The sequence below is a fragment of the Chthoniobacter flavus Ellin428 genome, from assembly GCF_000173075.1.
Taxonomy (GTDB): Bacteria; Verrucomicrobiota; Verrucomicrobiia; order Chthoniobacterales; family Chthoniobacteraceae; genus Chthoniobacter; species Chthoniobacter flavus.
Window position 1 is genome coordinate 133,889 of the sequence record NZ_ABVL01000002.1, and the last position, 17,205, is coordinate 151,093.

The following is a 17,205-nucleotide window of genomic DNA, read 5'->3' on the forward strand; positions in this document are numbered from 1 at the left end:
AACGTCGCCTAAACTCTAATTTCCCGGTCGCAGAAGATCGCGTAATGCAACCAGCAGCGAGGATGCGGTGTAAGGCTTGGGCAGGAAGAGTTTCACGCCGGCGCCGGCTGCTTCCGCTTCGGCGCCCTTGGTCGCGAGGCCGCTGGCGGCGATGATCTTGATATTCGGATCCAGCCGCGAAAGGGCGCGGATGGTCGCGACGCCGTCCATCACGGGCATCATCATGTCGGTGATGACCGCGGCGATCTCGTTCATGTGCTGGGCGTACTTGGCTACGCCCTCCGCACCATCCACCGCGATGACCACCCGGTAGCCAAAGGCTTCCAACGTCTGGCTGGTGATGGAGCGGACCGAGGCCTCGTCGTCGATGACGAGAATGCACTCGCCCTGGCCGCGGGGAAAAACGTCACCACCTTCGCTGTGATTCGCTTCCACGTCGTCGAGTTCCGCGGGGAGATGCACGCGGAATTTGGTGCCCTTCCCGGGGTGGCTCTCCACCGTCACAAATCCATTGTGGCTGCGCACGATGGCAAGGGTGGTGGAAAGACCCAGCCCGGTGCCTTTACCGACTTCCTTGGTGGTGAAAAACGGCTCGAAGATTTTCTCGATCACGTCGGGCGTCATGCCAGTGCCGCTGTCGGCGACTTCCAGCACCACATGCGGACCTGGCCGCGCTTCGGGATGCATCGCGGCGAAGTGGTCATCGATGCGTTGATTGCAAGCATTCAGCGTGAGGCGGCCGCCTTGTGGCATGGCGTCGCGCGCATTGACGCAAAGATTGAGCAGGACCTGGTGGAGTTGCGTGGGATCGCCAAGCAAACTCCAGGTGTCCTCCGCGGTGGTGATATCGACCGAGATGAATTTCGGGAAGGTATCGCGGGCAATGCGCTGGACCTCCTTGAGCAGTTGCACCGGGCGAACCAGCGTGCGCTGCCCTTCGAGACCGCGGGCAAACGACAGCACCTGCTTCACCATATCCGCGCCGCGCCGCGCACTCACCGACACGGTTTCCAGCAACTCCAGGTCCTGCGGATCGGTCATCTTCAATCGGAAGAGATCCACGGCCATGATGATCGGCCCAAGGACGTTGTTGAGGTCGTGGGCGATGCCGCCGGCAAGGGTGCCGATGCTTTCCATGCGCTGCGCCCGGAGGAACTGCGACTCGAGCTTCTTCTTCGCCGTGATGTCGGTGTTGATCGAGAGGACGGATTTCGGATCGCCGAACTCGTCACGCACCAAGGTCCACCGCCCCTCGATCAGCACTTCCTTGTCGTCCCGGTTTTGCTGTTTGAGGTCTCCAGTCCAGGAACCAGTGCGCAACAGTTCGACCATGGCTTCGTCGAACGGCTCCGGCGTCGAATAGAGAATGTCCTGCACCCGGCGCCCGGTCACCTCGGCAGGAGTCCAGCCGAAGACGCGGCGGGCGCTCTTGTTCCAGTATTTGATCCGGCCCGCGAGGTCGTGGACGATGATCGCGTCCTGGGCGTGATCGAGCAGGGCGGCTTGCTCCTCGATCTTGCCTTGGGCGCGCTTCTGCTCGCGGAGGTCGGTGCAGACGATACTCGTGGTGATGATTCTGCCCGCACCGTCGAGAGCCGCGTTCACCCGCACGAAAAGCTGGATCGGCTTGTTGGACTTGCTCGCGAGATAGGCGTCGCCGGCCCAGGATCCCGATTGGGCGACGCTGGAAAAGATTTCATCGACGACTTGCTGATGCACGAAGAGCGCTCGCGGGCCACCCTCCACGGCATTCAATTCCTCCGGGGTGTAGCCGAGCAATTCCTCGAAGGCGCGGTTGTGATAAACCGAGATGCTGGCGTCATCCAGGATGGCGATTGCATCGGTGGAAAAATCGACCGCCATCTTGATTCGGGTGAGTTCCTTCTCGGCAACCTTTCGTTCCGTGATGTCGAGGGCCTGGGCGATGCGCGCCTTGGTCGTGCCGTATTTGATCGGCTGGGTGACGACTTCGACGAAGAAAATGGTCCCGTCCTTTTTGCGATGCCGCCACGTTCCGCGGGTGAGGGGATCATCGTTCCGATGATTGCTTCGGCTCTCCCCCAGAAGGATCGCATCCTCCCCGGGGCGCAGGTCGAGGACGGAAAGGGCCATGAACTCTTCCCGCGAATAGCCGTAGTGGGCAATGGCGGCTTCGTTGACCTGGAGAAAGCGCCAGGTCGTGCAATCGTAGACCCACATGGGGACAGGATTGCGCTCGAAGAGCACCCGGTAGCGCTCCTCCGACGCCCGCAGGGCTTCCTCCGCGAAATGCTTTTTCGCCTCGCTCAATTGCTGCCCCCGGCGTGCTTCGGACTCCCGCAATTCCCGCTCCACGGCGGGAACGAGCCGCCGAAGGTTGTTCTTCGGCAGGTAATCGTTGGCTCCTTGCCGCAGGGATTCGACAGCCACGTCCTCACCGACCGCACCGGAAACAATGATGATGGGTGCATCGCAACCGCATTCCCGCAGGACACGGATCGCACTGGGAGCGTTAAAGTTGGGCAGGTTGTAATCGCAGAAAACGATCTCCCATTCCCGGGAGCGCAGTGCGGCTCGCATGCCCTCTTCATCCACCACGCGCTTCCAATCAGGAGCAAACCCACCCCGGCTCAGGGCCTCGACCAAAAGCAAAGCGTCATCTTCCGAATCCTCCACCAGCAAGGCATACAAAGGCTGCGCTCTCCGGTTCATGCCTGCTTACCGGGATGATCGAACAGCGCACCGACACGTTGCGAAGCCGAGGTTCTCATGGGAAATGCCGCGGCGACATGCTGAGCGGATTTCTCTACTTTGGCAACCGTAACAGTGTGATTTTTACGTAATTTTTCCCGACTGTTTAGCGTAGAGAACGGTGTCGTATGGCGAGGCGTTAAAGGATTTGGTGGGGCTGAAAGCTGTCGTCTTTCGGCTACGCAGAAATCAGTAAATTCCCCTTCGTAATATCCGTATTTTCCATAATAATCATATGTATCGCTTCCTGCTTTTCTCCTCTGTATGCAATTTCCTTCTGTAGAAGACCCTGCAGTGCCTACCAATCGCAATCCCGCTAAAATTGCCCTCGCACTCGGACTGCGAATCTTGCCGGAGTCCTCCCGGGGCTGCGTTCTCTTTGTCGACGACGACACCATGCTTCGCGAAGTCGGTCTCTCGGTTCTACAGGAAGCGGGCTTCGAGGCCTTCGGCGTCGCTTCAGGTGAGGAGTGTCTCGCCGCGCTCCACCTCCGGTTGCCCGATCTGATCCTGCTCGATATCAACCTGCCCGACATCGACGGACGCGACCTCTGCCGGCAGTTGAAGGAAGATTCGCGGCTCGCGGGTATTCCCATCGTCCATCTCACGGGCGGTCGCATCTCCAGTGAGGAGCAGGCTGCCGGACTGGAAGCGGGTGCGGATGGCTATATCGTGCGCCCGCTCTCGAACCACGAACTCGTGGCTCGCGTGGACGCGATCCTGCGCGTGAAGCGCACCGAGGCGGAATTGCGGCGCGTGACCGCGGAGTTGCGCGCCTCCACCCGCCGGTTGGAGCAGAGCGAGCAGCGTTACCGTTCTCTCTTCGAGCATAATCCCGACGCCGTCTATTCGCTGGATCGCGAGGGGCGTTTCCTTTCGTTCAACGCGGCGGGCGAAGCTTTGACGGGATATCCCACCGACGAACTTCTTCTGCTGCCGTATCACCGCGTGCTGGCCCCGGAGGACCATGCGCGGGCGGCGCGCGATTTTGCCCGGGTGCTCAATGGCGAGACGACTTGCTCGGAGCTGAGCCTCGCTCGGGGTGATGACAAGCGCTGCCGGGCGAAAATCACCAGCCTGCCCATCATCGTCGATGGGAAGATCGTGGGCGCCTTTTGCATTGCCCAGGACGTGACGCAGAAGCGCGAAAGCGAAGAGCGATTCCAGCAGTTGGCGGAGAACGTGGACGATGCTTTCTGGATTCTCGATGTGGCCACGCAGCGTATGCTCTACACGAACCCGGCATTTCAGCGGCTTCAGGGCCGCGATGACGAACCGCTGAATCCCGACCCACATACCTACCTGGAATCGATCCACCCGCAGGATCGCGCCCGGGTGATCCGCACTTTCCAGCAAATGCCTTATGCGGTGAATGCGGAATATCGCATCGTGCAGCCGGACGGCACGGTCCGCTGGAACTGGGCGCGCACGTTCCCCATTCGCGATGGCCGCGGCGAAGTCTACCGCATCGCTGGCATTGCCCGCGATATTACCGAGCGGAAGGAAGCCGAGGACTTGATCGGCGAGCAGGCAGCGCTCCTCGATAATGCGCAGGAGGCCATCTACGTGCAGGGACTCGATGGCGTCATTAAATTTTGGAACCGGAGCGCCGAGCGGACCTACGGACGGCATGCGGCGGAGGTGATTGGCAGCCGTTTGCTCCCGCATGCCGCGCACGATTCCGACCGCCACAATACGGCCCGGCGGCAGGTGTTGGAGCAGGGGAAATGGATCGGCGAACTGGTCGAACAAATCGGGATCGGTCGCGAGATCACCGTGGAAGGCCACTGGACGCTGGTGCGCGACGCCGAGGGTGAACCGAAATCGATTCTCTGCATCAATACCGACATCACCGAGCGTCGGAAACTCGAGGCGCAATTTCTCCGCGCGCAGCGCATGGAAAGCATCGGCACGCTGGCCGGCGGCATCGCCCATGACCTCAATAACGTGCTCTCGCCGATCGTCATGTCTGTCGATCTGCTGAAGATGAAGACGGACGATCCCGCCTGTCTCGAAGTGCTCGAGACGGTCGAGACGAGTGCGCGGCGCGGTGCGGACATGGTGCAGCAAGTCCTTTCCTTCGCCCGCGGGGTGGAAGGACAGCGCATCATCGTGCAGCCCAAGCATCTCCTCAAGGAAGTGCAGAAGATCGTGGCCGATGCCTTTCCGAAGAATATCGAGCTCAAGCTCTCGCAGAAACCGGACCTCTGGAACGTGCTCGGCGATCCCACGCAGTTGCACCAGGTGCTGCTGAACCTGTGCGTGAATGCGCGCGATGCGATGCCCGAAGGCGGCCGCATCACCATCGCCGCAGAAAACATGACCGTCGACGAGCCGTATGCCTCGATGCATCACGACGCCAAGGCCGGCCCGCACGTCATCATTCAAGTGCAGGACAACGGCACGGGCATGCCGTCGGCGTTGATCGAGAAAATCTTCGATCCCTTCTTCACGACGAAAGAACTGGGGAAGGGGACCGGCCTCGGGCTCTCCACCTCACTGGCCATCGTCAAGAGCCACGGTGGCTTCATCCTCGTCAGTTCGGAGGTGGGCCGCGGTTCGACCTTCAAGATTCATTTGCCGGCTTATCAGGAGGAGTCGGAAGACCCGGTCGGCGTCAACCAGCCGGACCTGCCGCGCGGCAATGGCGAATTGATCATGGTCGTCGACGACGAATCCTCGATTCGCACCGTGACGCAGCAGACGCTGGAGGCGTTTGGCTACCGCGTGGTGCTGGCCTCGGACGGTGTGGATGCCGTGGCCGTCTACGCCCAGCGCCAGACGGAAATCGCCGCAGTCATTACCGACATGATGATGCCCATCATGGACGGACCGGCGACGATCCAGGTGCTCGTGAAGATCAATCCTCTGGTGAAGATCATCGCTGCGAGCGGCCTCAGCGGCCAGGCCCAGGTCGCCAAGGGCGGCTGCCTCGGCGTGCGCGAATTCCTGCCCAAGCCCTACACGACCGAAGCCATGCTGCACACGCTGGCCACCGTGCTGGCGACGCCATAACCGGTACACGGTCAACTCTTGTCGGAGGCGCACGCGTGATTTGCGCCTAAGCAAATTACGCGTGACCGCCTAGAGAGTGTTTGAAAGCTCTCCAGCCTCCTCCATGACCGCCCCTACTGTTTCCCGTCGTCGTTTCCTCAAGCAAACCGCTGGCCTCGCGGCCGCTACCGCCTTCGGCCCCAATCTGCTCCTGCGCGGTGCCGATTCAGCCAGCAAGCGGTTGAACATTGCCGTAATCGGCGCCAACGGAAAAGGCCAGGTTGACACCGGCATGGTGTGCCTGGACCACAACATCGTGGCGCTGGTGGATATCGATTCCGAACGCCTCGAAGGTGCGACCAAGGCTTGGGCGAAGAAGTTTACCACCGCGGGATTGCCCGTGCCGCAAGCGCCCAAGGGTTATGCGGACTTCCGGAAGATGTTCGACGAGATGGCGAAGAACATCGATGCGGTGATCGTTTCGACGCCGGATCACACGCACTACCCGGCCGCGATGTGGGCGCTGAAGCATGGCAAGCCAGTCTGCGTGCAAAAACCGCTTTGCAATACGATCTGGGAAATTCGCGATCTGCATCGCGCGGCCAAGGAAGCCGGCGTGTTGACGCAGATGGGCAACCAGGGGCGCACCATGGATGGCCAGCGCCTGGCCAAGGAATGGATCGACCAGGGCGCGATCGGCACGCTGAAGGAAATCCGCCTGTGGACGGATCGCCCGCTCTGGCCGCAAGGTCCGCTAACCAAGACGCACCCGGCCTGCCCACCCAATGTGAATTGGGACCTGTGGCTCTCCACGGAAGCCGACGAGCCCTATTTCGAATACGCGGTTCCGGAAAACGCCGCTGCCCAGACCAAGCTGGCCGCGGAGGAAGGCAAAAAGCGGAAGCGCAGCAGTGGGCCGCACCCGTGGAATTGGCGCGGCTGGTGGCAATACGGCTCGGGAGCGCTCGGCGACATGGGCTGCCACATCATGGATGCGAGCTTCAGCATTCTCGGTCAGCAGATTCCCGTGAAGATCGAGGTGGAAAGCTCGCCGGTCACCTTGCTGAATGCGCCGGTCTGGACCCGGCTGAAATATCATTTCGCGCCGACGGATAAGCATCCGGCGCTCATCGTGAGCTGGCACGACGGCACGCTCGACGACGGTACGCCGAACAAACCGGAGCGCGATCCGCGCCTGCCCAAGGAGGTCTTCGACAAGGCGCACAGCGGCATGATGTTCATCGGCACTGAGGGCATCGTTTTCGAGCCGGATGCCTACTGCAAGAATCCGGTGATCTATTCCGAAGAGCGCTTCGCCGATGTAAAAAAGGAGATGGAGAGCGGGAAGATCAAGAAGACGGAGACGCGCAGTGCATTCCCGGAAAATCCGCAGGGTGAGTGGGCGCATTGCATCACCAGCGGCGGCACGCCGAGTTCGAACTTCGACTACGCCGCGCCGCTGGCGGAATTCGTTTCGCTGGGCAACCTCGCGATCCGTTCCGGCCAGGCCATCGAGTGGGACGCCAAGGCGGCGAAGGTGACGAACGTCGAAGCGGCCAACCGTTTCGTGAAGCGCGCGGCGTATCGCAAAGGCTGGGTGTGAAAACGTAGTGAGTGCTTAGTGCTTAGTGCTTAGTGCTTAATAGCTACACGCCTCACCCACCAACGATTACTAAGAACTAAGCACTTCTCCCCATGAATCGCCGTCAGTTTCTCGCGACCAGCATCGCCGCTGGCGTCGCCGTGACCACGCGTGCGGCGGAAGCCGATCGCAAACCGCGCGTCGCCGTGATCGGGCACACCGGCAACGGTGACTACGGTCACGGTCTCGACGTGGTGTGGTTGCACATGCCGGAAGTGGAGCTCGTCGCCGTGGCCGATGCCCACGCGGACGGACTCGAGAAAGCCAGACAGAAGCTCAAGCTCGGACGCGGATTTGCCGATTACCGGCAGATGCTTGCCGAGGTGAAGCCGGACATTGTCGCGGTCGCGCCCCGACATGTGGACGAGCATCGTGATATGACGATGGCGGCCCATCGAGGCGGGTGCGCGGGGCATTTACATCGAGAAGCCGTTTTGCCGCACACCGGCAGAGGCGGATGAAATCATCGCCTCGGCGGACAAGGGCAAAGTCAAAATCGCCGTCGCGCATCGCAATCGCTACCAGCCGTCGTTGCCGGCCATTGAGCGGATGCTCAAGGAAAACGCCATCGGCCAGGTGCTGGAGATTCGCATGCGCGGCAAGGAAGACGCGCGCGGCGGTGCGCAGGATTTGTGGGTGCTCGGCGCGCATCTACTCAACCTCGCGACGTTCTTCGGCGGCGCACCGAAGGCCTGCACGGCCACGCTTTTTCAAGACGAACGCCCCGTCACCAAGGCCGATGTAAAAGAGGGTGCCGAAGGCATCGGCCCGATCGCCGGCAATGCCGTGCACGCGCGTTTCGAAATGGAGCGGGGGACGCCGGTGTTTTTCGATTCCATCGTGAATGCGGGCGCGAAAGGTTCGGGCTTCGGGCTGCAACTCATCGGCACCAAAGGAATCATCGATTTGCGTTTCGACACCGAGCCGCTGGCGCAACTGCTTCCCGGCAATCCTTTCCAGCCGGGGAAGGAACCGCGAGCGTGGATCCCAATCAGCTCCGCCGGTCCCGGACAGCCCGAGCCGATGGCGGACATCAAAGTGGCGGTCTCTTCGCATTTGCTGGCCGCCCGCGATCTCCTGGCCGCGATCCACGAAGACCGCGCTCCGCTTTGCAGCGCGGCGGATGGGCGGACGGTGATCGAAATGATCATGGCCGTTTTTGAATCGCATCGCCTTAACGGACAGCGCGTCGCCTGGCCGCTCACGAATCGTCAGAACCCGCTCGCCCAATGGACATGAGGAATGTGCTTTGTTTTGGCGCGGCGTTGCTGGCCGGCCTATCGGTGCATGCGGAGGACATCCAGCGCATCTGGCTCACTCATCGGACGAATGATCCTTCGAAGATCGTGGTGAATTGGCAGACATCGGAGGCGGCGAATTCCGTCGTGGAATTTGGCGATACGGAAGCGCTCGGGGAAACTGCGCGCCAGGAAGACGCGGTCACCTTGCATCATGTCGAGATTCCACTCGCGCATCGCGGCGGTGAATACCATTACCGCGTGCGTTCTGGCGCAAGTAACTCCACCATCTACGCTTTCCGAGGCTACCCGGCGGATGAACTGCGGGTCGCCGTCGTGGCCGACACTGGCTACGGCAAAGCGCCTTGGGGCGAAGCGGTGCTCCGGGAAAAGCCCCATCTGCTCCTCAGCGCCGGTGATCATGTGCCGGCATTACACAAAGGGCAACTCGTCGCCATCACGGATACCACGGCATTCAGCGAAATCGTCGACCGCAACCGGGAACTCTTTCATTCCACGCCGTGGATGCCATTGCTCGGCAATCACGATCGCGAGATCCGCCCACGCGGTCCGAAGCCGCCGACGGAGCCAGTCTACGATGTCGACGCGACTGCCTTTCGGCAATTTTTCGCGCTACCCGGAGAGGGCTGGAAATGGCATTTCGACATTCCGGATTTCGGCGTGCGCTTCGTGGCCCTCGATTTCAGCCACCTCAGTGACCAAGGCACCACGTGGCAGACCTGCCATTCGCCCAAGCGCGATGGCCCACAATTCGGCTGGTATCGCGACCTCATGGCCGCCAGCAAGCAGCCATTCCTCATCACGCTCAACAACGAACGCAACGCCACCGTGCGCGGCCAGGAGGGCGGGGAGTGGGGGAGGATGATGGCCCAAAACTCACTCAACATCACGGGCTTCGGCTACTTCGCCGAGCGTGCCGAGGTCGATGGCATCACCTATTACAACACCAGCGTGGGCGGCACCGGCACGCCGTATCCCGATCCCAAATCCGCAGTCCTCAAGAGCGAGGACAATTTCATCCTGCTAACCTTCCACCGCGAGCCGCGGGAATTGCGCTTGGATTTGAAAAACATGCGCGGCGAAGTGCTCGACAGCAAAACCTTCGCGCCCCGCGCACAGTCCACGACGCAATAATTCAACCGCCTACGCCACGTGCGACGCGTTGCGCCGCCGGGTGCACGCGAGTCCGGCCAAACCCACGGCCAGCATGGTAGCTGTCGCCGGTTCGGGGACCAAGGCCGGGGTCATGGCCAGCCCGCCCGCTTCCAGATTGTTAACCGGCACCAAATTCATATTCCCGGAAAGACTGAAGGACACCAGAGACGTGCCGGTCACGTTGCTGGAACTGGCCACGGCTGGGCTGGCGGTCGTGACCGAGAGCGGGGTATTGCTCGTCCGCAAACCCAGAACGTCGTAAACTTGGTGGGAAGAATTCGAACCGATCGGCGCGAGGTTCGTCAAAGTCAGCGTGCCGGAATAGACGGGCAACCCAGTATTCGCGGGAATCACCGAAATGCCGCCGGACGAAGCGCCAACGGCGTCATCGGAACCCCGACTGTCATTGACGGAGGCATGGCTGCCCTCTCCCGAGGGATTCCACCACCGGCCATAGCTGCCACCACCGGACGTTTGACCACTCGCGGAACCAACGACTTCTGCGTCTTGCGTCTTGAGCTTGCCACTGAAGAAATGGTTTACCACCGAGCCCATGGCATAAGTTCCCGCGAGCGCGACCCCCGTCCACACGGCGAAACGCTGTACGTGTGACAGCAATTTCGGCCAGCGGACGGACGCGCCAGATTTCGCTGGCTCGAGCGTGGCATCGGCAGTCGTGGGGGCGGCAGGAGTTTGGGAAATTCTGTCAGGCATGTGAAATAACGGAAACGGGGTCGAGAGCGGACCGTATTTCAACGTCTCCAACTTGACTGCAAATTTGAATGTAACATTCAGGTTACAGACCGGTGCAGCCCCCATCGCCTTGAAAAAGATGCTTGTTCGCCGGGGAGAGTTTTCGGCAGACAGTCCCACGCTTCACCCCCGATCATTCGCGACGGGACTGTATGCTGCCGCGCGGGGGCAGGCCCAACACCTCTGTATTCCCCATGAGTCACTCTCTCCCGAAACTGCACAACGCCATGTGGCCCGGTCTCGTCGGCAAGGGCGACGGTCCCGGCCAGGAACCGCCCATCAGCCTCGAGCACATGCTCGACCTTACCGCCGCCGCCAACGTGAACGGCCAGAAATTCGAGGGCATCGATTATTTCCTCTTCCTCCCGCACACGAATCCCGAGGCGAGCGACGACGAGCTCAAGAAGATCGCCGATCTCATCGCCAGCAAGGGCTTCGCCGTCGGTTCGCTGGTCGCCCCAGTGTGGCCCGGCACGGTGGGTGATTCCTCGATGGGCGACGACGCCCAGCAGGAGAAATTCCTCAGCGCGGTGAAGATGGCCTGCCGGATCGCCGGCATCTTCAACAAGCACGGCGTGCGCAAATACGGCGTCATCCGCATCGACTCCGCGGAATTCGGCGTGAACAAGTGGCGCGAGAATGCGCCGGCCAACACCGCGCGGATCGTCGACACCTTCAAGAAGGCCGCCAGGATTGCCAAGGATCACGGCGAACGTCTCGCCGCCGAAGGCGAAATCTGCTGGGCCGGCATGCACTCGTGGAAGGACATGCTCGACGTCCTCGAAGGCGTCGGCATGCCCGAAGCCCTCGGCTTCCAGGCCGACCTCGCCCACACCTATCTCTACACCCTCGGCTACAACGCCCCCGAGCATGCCCTGCTCCAGCCCGGCTACAGCGACGCCGAGTTCTGGGCCGCTTACGAGAAGATGACCGACAAGCTGCGCCCGTGGACCATCGACTTCCACGTTGCCCAAAACGACGGCGAAGTGCACGGCGCCGGCTCCCACGACAAGACCGGCAAACACTGCCCGGCCGATGATCCGAACGGCAAGCTCGATATCGTGAAGTGCTCCGGCTACTGGCTGAAGGACGCCGCCAAGCGTGGCGTCCAGCACATCTGCTGGGACGGCTGCATGTTCCCGAACGCCAAGCTCGAACAGCCGCAAACCTGGAACGCCATCCTCCAAAAGATGGTCGAAGTCCGCGACGCCCACGGCTGGTAACAAGCCACAGGCAGCAACGCCACATCTCTACACCCGCCCGGCGAAAGCTTGGCGGGTGTTTTTCTTTTGTGGAGCAGGAAAGGGAGTCTACAATCGCCGAGAGCATCGCATGCGGGAAAAACTTGAAATACCAATTGCCTACGATCCTGAAGGTCTGGAGATCGGAACGTTGACTATTGCTGAATGCGTTTGCTTGCGTCCGCGCCTGTATATTTCCGACGGTTCGTTGGCTGAAGTCCTCGCTCTTTTTGCCGGCTACGACATGGCTGGTAAAACGGGTGTAATTTTGAGAGACCAATCACCTTTGCGAGCGTTGCGCTGGCTCGCCGAAGTTTGCTCCCACGATGAATGCGAGTTGCCTGCCCTGCAGTGTGAAAGAATCATCCGGCACTTTGGAACTGAAACTAATGCGTTGAGTGCCATCGCGGGTTTCTTGAAGGCACAGCGCACCGGCATGGACCGGATCCATCATACAACGACCGAATGAAAATTACGGATTTCCTCATCATGAATGGAGATGGAGATGAGATTCCCGCTGACCCAATTGGTGATAGCGCCGCGTTTCTATGCGGAACGTGTGGGCATCCGGTTCTTGCTACTACATTGGACAATCAGCCAGGAAGCGACGAAGAGCACCCAAGCAAATGCCGAGGATGTGGACACCTTTACTTTTTGGATGTACGCCCACACATGGAGAAGCTCTACATCCACGAGTTAATCTAAGCCGCCCATCATGGATTTCGCGATCTTGCACGAGGGGAAAAGAATAGTTAATCTCACGTCATGATTCCGACACAGATCACCGAAAGTGTTCTGGCACTTCCCGAAGCTGACCGCCTCGAATTGGCTCGTCGGATCGTCGAAAGTGTCGCGGCTGAGCAGCAGGTAAACAGGTCGGTGGAAACGGGTGTACAGCGGATAGAGGAAGTTCTGAGTGGGCGAATCCAAGGGCTTTCGGAAGAAGAGTACATTCGCGCGGTCAAGTGAGGGTCCTTTATCACCCGGAGTTCGCTGAAGATGTTCGGCGATTTGCTGGGCATTACGGCGAAATCTCACTCAAGCTGAAGCAGCGCTTTCAGAATGAGATTGACATGGTTCTGGCTCAGATCAAGGAACGCCCGACCAGCGCTGGGCATATTTTGAACACCGGATCCGCGATCGCCGCGGACATCCGCAGAAAAAATCTCGATTCATTTCCCTATTTCGTCCTCTACGGTTTGCATGGTGATCTATTGGTCTTTGGTTCGATCATACCGACTGCCTCCGATCCGCTGATGTGGCTCAAGCGTTTCGGAAAAGATGCCTGATCCATTGCCCCTGGCTGAGCACAGTTGCCATCGCGCCGCTTCTTTGCTCGAATGCGCGCCCTTCTCAGAATCTCTCAACTCTCAACCCTCAACTCTCAGCACCTCCCAAATGGCAAAGAAACCCCTCAATATCGGCATCGTCGGCTATGGCTTCATGGGCCGCACGCATGCGAACGGTTACCACAACGCGGCGAAGTTTTTCGACACGCCGTACGTCCCTGTCCTCAAGGCCGCTTGCGGCCGTGATGCCGCGAGGCTCAAGGCTTACGCGGATAACTGGGGCTTTGAATCCATCGAGACCGACTGGAAAAAGCTGATCGAGCGCAAGGACATCGACGCGAAATCGACAATTCGTCACTCCGAATGATTCCCATGCCGAGATCGCCATCGCCGCCGCCCGCGCCGGCAAGATGGTCCTCTGCGAAAAGCCGCTCTCCCTCGACGGTCCGCAGGGCGAGGAGATGGTGAAGGAAATCGAGAAGGCCGGCGTGCCGAACACCGTGTGGTACCAACTACCGCCGCGTGCCCGCCGTGACGCTCGCCAAGCAGATCATCGACTCGGGCAAGCTCGGCCAGATCTTCCCACTACCGCGCGAACTTTCCTCCAGGATTGGACGATCAGCGCCGATCTCCCGCAGGGCGGCGCCGGCCTCTGGCGTCTCGATGCCAAGGCCGCCGGCAGCGGTGTGACGGGCGACCTGCTCGCGCACTGCATCGACACCGCGCTCTGGCTGAATGGCTCGATCACCGACGTCAGCGCCTTGACCGAGACCTTCATCAAGCAGCGCACACACACCCTCACCGGCAAGGTCGAGGAAGTGAAGATCGATGACGCCTGCACCTTCCACGGCCACTTCGCGAACGGTTCGCTGGCCCTCTTCGAATCCACGCGCTATGCCCGCGGCCACAAGGCGCTCTACACCTTCGAAATCAACGGCGCCAACGCCTCGATCAAGTGGGATCTGCATGACCTGCATCGCCTGCAATTCTTCGATTACAGTGACGAAGGCATCGTCCGCGGCTGGCGCTCGGTCCACGTCACCGATGGCGACCAACCCTACATGAAGAACTGGTGGGTGCCCGGCCTGCAGATCGGCTACGCCGAAAGCTTCACGCACCAGGTCGCCGACTTCCTCACCGCCGTGGGCGAAGGCAAACCCTGCCCGCCGACCTTCCGCGACGCGCTCGAGACCCAATACGTCTGCGACGCCGTCCTCGCTTCCGCCCGCGAGAAGCAGTGGAAGACGGTGAAGAAAGTGAGCTAAGCCCGTTTCGGCAATGACTGTACAAGGCCGCTCCGAACCGCATCGGAGCGGCCTTTTTCTTGGGCACACGCAGCCGATTCCTGCAACGTTAACCGCGATATACCTTTCGCATATTAGCTGCGAACGCTCGGCCGCATAGCGAGCTCTCTCAACTATGTTCGAGTTCCGACAATTCGTTGATTTCAATATTTTCGGCAGGCACCGCTTGGAGCAGGTGAGGATGCCTCCCCTTGGCTCCACGATCGATCAGGTAATCCGACTCTACGGCGAGCCAATCAAGACTGCGCCCTTTGAAGAAGCACCGGACATCACGGAATACGTCTTCTCGGCGAGCCCATATCACGAAGCGGTGATCTACGAATGGGAAGACAAAGTGCAGTCGATCACTTACTGGTCGGCGAAAGGCGAACCGACGCGGGATCTGAACTGCATGCTCGATCGCTATCGGGAGGACAGCGAATGGCAGGTTTTGCAGCCAGGATACCTTTACCAGCGTGCGGACGGGAAGTTTCGACTCTGGTGCAGCGCCATCTCCGCTATCGGGATCGCATACGTCGACTATCTGTCGGCTCAAGCCGACATGAAAACCGCTCATGAGTTAAAACAGCTAGATCATCTGTCCGACGTCACTTGGGTATCCAACAAGGTTGTCCACGAGTTGCAACGGCAGTTCGTCGAGGAGCGAAGCACACGATTGAAAGATCTCGCCAGCCGCTCAGATCGCATCGCGATTTCACCAGATGGAAAGGACGTCTTTATTGTAAGGCATCATCACGCCTACGAGGTGGAAGAGGGGTTAAGAGAATTGAATTCTCCGCCCAAGGCAGGGGAGGGATCTACACAGGTGATCAATTGTTTTTCTTGGAGCGAAGACGGTTCTTCGTGGGGAAAAGCTCCTCTCCCAAGGAATGCTCATGTGGAGTATCTCCGTTTTGAAGAAGGTCTATGGCACCTGCAAATTCGTCGCACCACGGACGACCGGATATTCCGTTTCAAAGGCCCGACGAAATTCATCCGCAGCCTCGGCCCGTTAAATCCATTTCGGGAAGCAGAGGTTTGGCGGGAGTTGGAGAAGGACGCCGAATCTTCCGCTCCGTCAACTGAGTGAGCGATCTTTCCTTCCAGGAGTACACTGTCGCCGCCAAACCGACTTTGTTTTGCCGGAGGCTCAATTTCGAGCATCGCCGTCACTTTTGCTCGGCGAGAGCCCACTTTCTCAGTCATCATTTTGTATGCCTCGGATTTGTGTTTATGCCGGTTCCAGTTTTGGTGCGGCGCCTGTTTACTCTGAGGCTGCTGGGGCTTTTGGAACGGCGTGCGCCAAGCGCGGGATGGGGATTGTGTATGGCGGCGGGAGCGTGGGGCTCATGGGCGTCCTGGCGGACGCGGCGCTGGCGGCGGGTGGGGAGGTAATCGGTGTGATCCCGCGCAAGATGGTCGCCGAGGAGCGCGGGCATCATGGCGTCACCGAACTCATTCCGGTCGATACCATGCACGAACGCAAAATGCGCATGGCGCAAATGGCGGATATGTTCGTTGCACTGCCGGGAGGAATAGGCACGCTGGAGGAAATCTTCGAAGCCTTCACTTGGTTGCAACTCGGCTTGCATCTCAAGCCGGTCGGATTGCTGAATGTCGATGGCTTCTACGACACGCTTTTGCAATTCCTTGATCAGACACGCGATCGCGGTTTCCTAACATCGACACATCGCGACATGCTGTCCGTCGAATCGGATCCCGATCGTCTCCTCGAACGGCTTGCCAATACCAGCCACGGTCACGTTCCCAAGCCCATCCATCGAACGCCTGGGGCGTAGAGAGTGCGGCTGCGGGGCGGCGATTTTCGCCGTCACGGGTAAAGGTATGGCGTCGCGTGTGGATCGGCAACAGCCAGGATGGCCGCCCTACAATCGCGACTTCTGCCAGCGACGCCGACGGACGATTCCGAATCCGTGCAATGTTTAGCGCGTCACTTCTCCGGCGGCATCTGGTGCGCACGTCGATAAGTTATCGGAGCCGTATTCATCACCTGACGAAAGGAATGCGCCAAATGCGCGTGGTCGTAAAAGCCGCACTCCAGCGCGATCGTCGTGACGGTATCGTTGCTTTCGGCCAGGCGACGGCAGGCGGCTTCGACCCGCGCCCGCAGCAGGTATTGCCGCGCGGAGGTGCCGAAGGTCGCGCGAAAACAGCGATCGAAGTGGCTGCCGGACAAGCCCACCATCCGCGCGAGTTGGGCCGTGCTGTGCTCGGCCTCGGGATGCTTGTGCATGGCCTCGACGACTTTGGCCAGACGCACCGCATTGGCGGAACGCTCGCGAAGCTGCTCCAGTGCGCGGCCAAATCCGACGACGCCGATGATTTTGCCTTTGGCGTCGCGCAACGGCAGTTTGGTCACGGAGACGAGATGCGGTGAGCCTTCGTGCTCTGGTGCGTTTTCCACGCGGTTGATGATCGCCCGGCCCGTGCGCATCACGGTGGCGTCGTCCTTCCGATATTTATCCGCGCGGGATTTGGGAAAAAATTCGCGGTCCGTCCGGCCGATCACTTCGTGCTCATACTGCGCCCCGCAGTACTCGCAGAACCGGCGATTCACGGCCATAAAGCGCCCATCGCGGTCCTTGATGAAAAAAGAGACTTCCGGCAGGAAGTCAAAAAGCAGAGCCAATTGCCGGGCATCGGTCTGTTGGAGAAAAGCCGCTTTCGTGAGCGAATGAGGCATGAGCGGATTTTACACAACTTCGTCATGGCCATACAAGCCGCGTTGTCGGAGCACGAGCTAACTTGCTCTCATGCGATGCTCCTCCCAGCTCCGCGAATTCCGGATCGTTCTTCCTAACGTCATTTAGAGCGAATCGTTTGATTACAACCAAAGCC

At 60.1% G+C, this 17,205-nt stretch carries 14 protein-coding genes and 1 pseudogene; 12 read left to right on the forward strand and 3 right to left on the reverse strand.

Annotated elements, in window-relative coordinates:
* Positions 1-15 precede the first annotated feature (15 nt).
* The gene (locus CFE428DRAFT_RS03400; RefSeq protein WP_006978035.1) at positions 16-2,691 is read right to left on the reverse strand and encodes a hybrid sensor histidine kinase/response regulator; all 2,676 of its coding nucleotides are present in this window, start codon (positions 2,689-2,691) and stop codon (positions 16-18) included.
* Between the two features lie 333 nt (positions 2,692-3,024).
* Here CFE428DRAFT_RS03400 and CFE428DRAFT_RS32890 point away from each other — a divergent pair, with 333 nt between their 5' ends.
* The 5 genes from CFE428DRAFT_RS32890 to CFE428DRAFT_RS03420 all read left to right on the forward strand — a co-directional run bounded on the left by CFE428DRAFT_RS32890 (position 3,025) and on the right by CFE428DRAFT_RS03420 (position 9,759).
* Positions 3,025-5,745 (forward strand): PAS domain S-box protein, encoded by a 2,721-nt coding sequence (locus tag CFE428DRAFT_RS32890; protein ID WP_049975528.1) that lies wholly within the window; start codon positions 3,025-3,027, stop codon positions 5,743-5,745.
* Positions 5,746-5,848: 103 nt separating this feature from the next.
* Positions 5,849-7,327, forward strand: a complete 1,479-nt coding sequence (locus tag CFE428DRAFT_RS03410; RefSeq protein WP_006978037.1) for a Gfo/Idh/MocA family oxidoreductase — start codon at positions 5,849-5,851, stop codon at positions 7,325-7,327.
* 92 nt (positions 7,328-7,419) lie between these two features.
* Complete coding sequence (locus tag CFE428DRAFT_RS38680; protein ID WP_006978038.1) at positions 7,420-7,827, forward strand: Gfo/Idh/MocA family oxidoreductase; 408 nt, start codon at positions 7,420-7,422, stop codon at positions 7,825-7,827.
* Between the two features lie 70 nt (positions 7,828-7,897).
* Positions 7,898-8,605, forward strand: coding sequence for a Gfo/Idh/MocA family oxidoreductase (locus tag CFE428DRAFT_RS38685; RefSeq protein WP_202797345.1), 708 nt, complete (start codon positions 7,898-7,900; stop codon positions 8,603-8,605).
* Positions 8,596-9,759 carry a purple acid phosphatase family protein gene (locus CFE428DRAFT_RS03420; RefSeq protein WP_131989060.1) on the forward strand — a complete coding sequence of 388 codons (1,164 nt, stop codon included), beginning with the start codon at positions 8,596-8,598 and terminating at the stop codon, positions 9,757-9,759. The genes CFE428DRAFT_RS38685 and CFE428DRAFT_RS03420 overlap by 10 nt, the downstream gene beginning before the upstream one ends.
* Before the next feature lie 9 nt (positions 9,760-9,768).
* On the opposite strand, the gene CFE428DRAFT_RS03425 is transcribed toward CFE428DRAFT_RS03420, so the two are convergent.
* Positions 9,769-10,494, reverse strand: a complete 726-nt coding sequence (locus CFE428DRAFT_RS03425; protein ID WP_157447413.1) for a PEP-CTERM sorting domain-containing protein — start codon at positions 10,492-10,494, stop codon at positions 9,769-9,771.
* 233 nt (positions 10,495-10,727) lie between these two features.
* Between CFE428DRAFT_RS03425 and CFE428DRAFT_RS03430 the strand changes: the two genes are divergently transcribed.
* From CFE428DRAFT_RS03430 to CFE428DRAFT_RS03460, 7 genes and pseudogenes are all read left to right on the forward strand, one after another.
* Positions 10,728-11,756 carry a sugar phosphate isomerase/epimerase family protein gene (locus tag CFE428DRAFT_RS03430; protein ID WP_042724342.1) on the forward strand — a complete coding sequence of 343 codons (1,029 nt, stop codon included), beginning with the start codon at positions 10,728-10,730 and terminating at the stop codon, positions 11,754-11,756.
* A gap of 109 nt (positions 11,757-11,865) precedes the next feature.
* Entirely contained in the window at positions 11,866-12,243 is a 378-nt protein-coding gene (locus CFE428DRAFT_RS35305) for a hypothetical protein (protein WP_083804946.1), read from the forward strand.
* A gap of 296 nt (positions 12,244-12,539) precedes the next feature.
* A complete protein-coding gene (locus CFE428DRAFT_RS03440) occupies positions 12,540-12,743 on the forward strand; it encodes a hypothetical protein (RefSeq protein ID WP_042724343.1) in 204 nt (67 codons plus the stop codon).
* Entirely contained in the window at positions 12,740-13,063 is a 324-nt protein-coding gene (locus tag CFE428DRAFT_RS03445; RefSeq protein WP_042724344.1) for a hypothetical protein, read from the forward strand. The genes CFE428DRAFT_RS03440 and CFE428DRAFT_RS03445 overlap by 4 nt, the downstream gene beginning before the upstream one ends.
* A gap of 109 nt (positions 13,064-13,172) precedes the next feature.
* Positions 13,173-14,328, forward strand: a pseudogene (locus tag CFE428DRAFT_RS03450) (Gfo/Idh/MocA family protein).
* 154 nt (positions 14,329-14,482) lie between these two features.
* Complete coding sequence (locus tag CFE428DRAFT_RS03455) at positions 14,483-15,436, forward strand: hypothetical protein (protein ID WP_006978048.1); 954 nt, start codon at positions 14,483-14,485, stop codon at positions 15,434-15,436.
* Between the two features lie 124 nt (positions 15,437-15,560).
* Positions 15,561-16,145 carry an LOG family protein gene (locus CFE428DRAFT_RS03460; protein WP_042724345.1) on the forward strand — a complete coding sequence of 195 codons (585 nt, stop codon included), beginning with the start codon at positions 15,561-15,563 and terminating at the stop codon, positions 16,143-16,145.
* Positions 16,146-16,297: 152 nt separating this feature from the next.
* Here the strand turns inward: CFE428DRAFT_RS03460 and CFE428DRAFT_RS03465 are convergent, their stop codons facing one another.
* Positions 16,298-17,050: an AraC family transcriptional regulator gene (locus CFE428DRAFT_RS03465; protein WP_006978050.1), complete on the reverse strand. Its 753-nt coding sequence runs from the start codon at positions 17,048-17,050 to the stop codon at positions 16,298-16,300.
* Between the last annotated feature and the right edge of the window lie 155 nt (positions 17,051-17,205).

Coding starts and splice junctions, on each gene's coding strand:
- CFE428DRAFT_RS03400 (WP_006978035.1), bottom strand. CDS start 2,691: ATGAACCGGAGAGCGCAGCCTTTGTATGCCTTGCTGGTGGAGGATTCG.
- CFE428DRAFT_RS03410 (WP_006978037.1), top strand. CDS start 5,849: ATGACCGCCCCTACTGTTTCCCGTCGTCGTTTCCTCAAGCAAACCGCT.
- CFE428DRAFT_RS38680 (WP_006978038.1), top strand. CDS start 7,420: ATGAATCGCCGTCAGTTTCTCGCGACCAGCATCGCCGCTGGCGTCGCC.
- CFE428DRAFT_RS03420 (WP_131989060.1), top strand. CDS start 8,596: ATGGACATGAGGAATGTGCTTTGTTTTGGCGCGGCGTTGCTGGCCGGC.
- CFE428DRAFT_RS03425 (WP_157447413.1), bottom strand. CDS start 10,494: ATGCCTGACAGAATTTCCCAAACTCCTGCCGCCCCCACGACTGCCGAT.
- CFE428DRAFT_RS03430 (WP_042724342.1), top strand. CDS start 10,728: ATGAGTCACTCTCTCCCGAAACTGCACAACGCCATGTGGCCCGGTCTC.
- CFE428DRAFT_RS35305 (WP_083804946.1), top strand. CDS start 11,866: ATGCGGGAAAAACTTGAAATACCAATTGCCTACGATCCTGAAGGTCTG.
- CFE428DRAFT_RS03440 (WP_042724343.1), top strand. CDS start 12,540: ATGATTCCGACACAGATCACCGAAAGTGTTCTGGCACTTCCCGAAGCT.
- CFE428DRAFT_RS03455 (WP_006978048.1), top strand. CDS start 14,483: ATGTTCGAGTTCCGACAATTCGTTGATTTCAATATTTTCGGCAGGCAC.
- CFE428DRAFT_RS03460 (WP_042724345.1), top strand. CDS start 15,561: ATGCCTCGGATTTGTGTTTATGCCGGTTCCAGTTTTGGTGCGGCGCCT.
- CFE428DRAFT_RS03465 (WP_006978050.1), bottom strand. CDS start 17,050: ATGCCTCATTCGCTCACGAAAGCGGCTTTTCTCCAACAGACCGATGCC.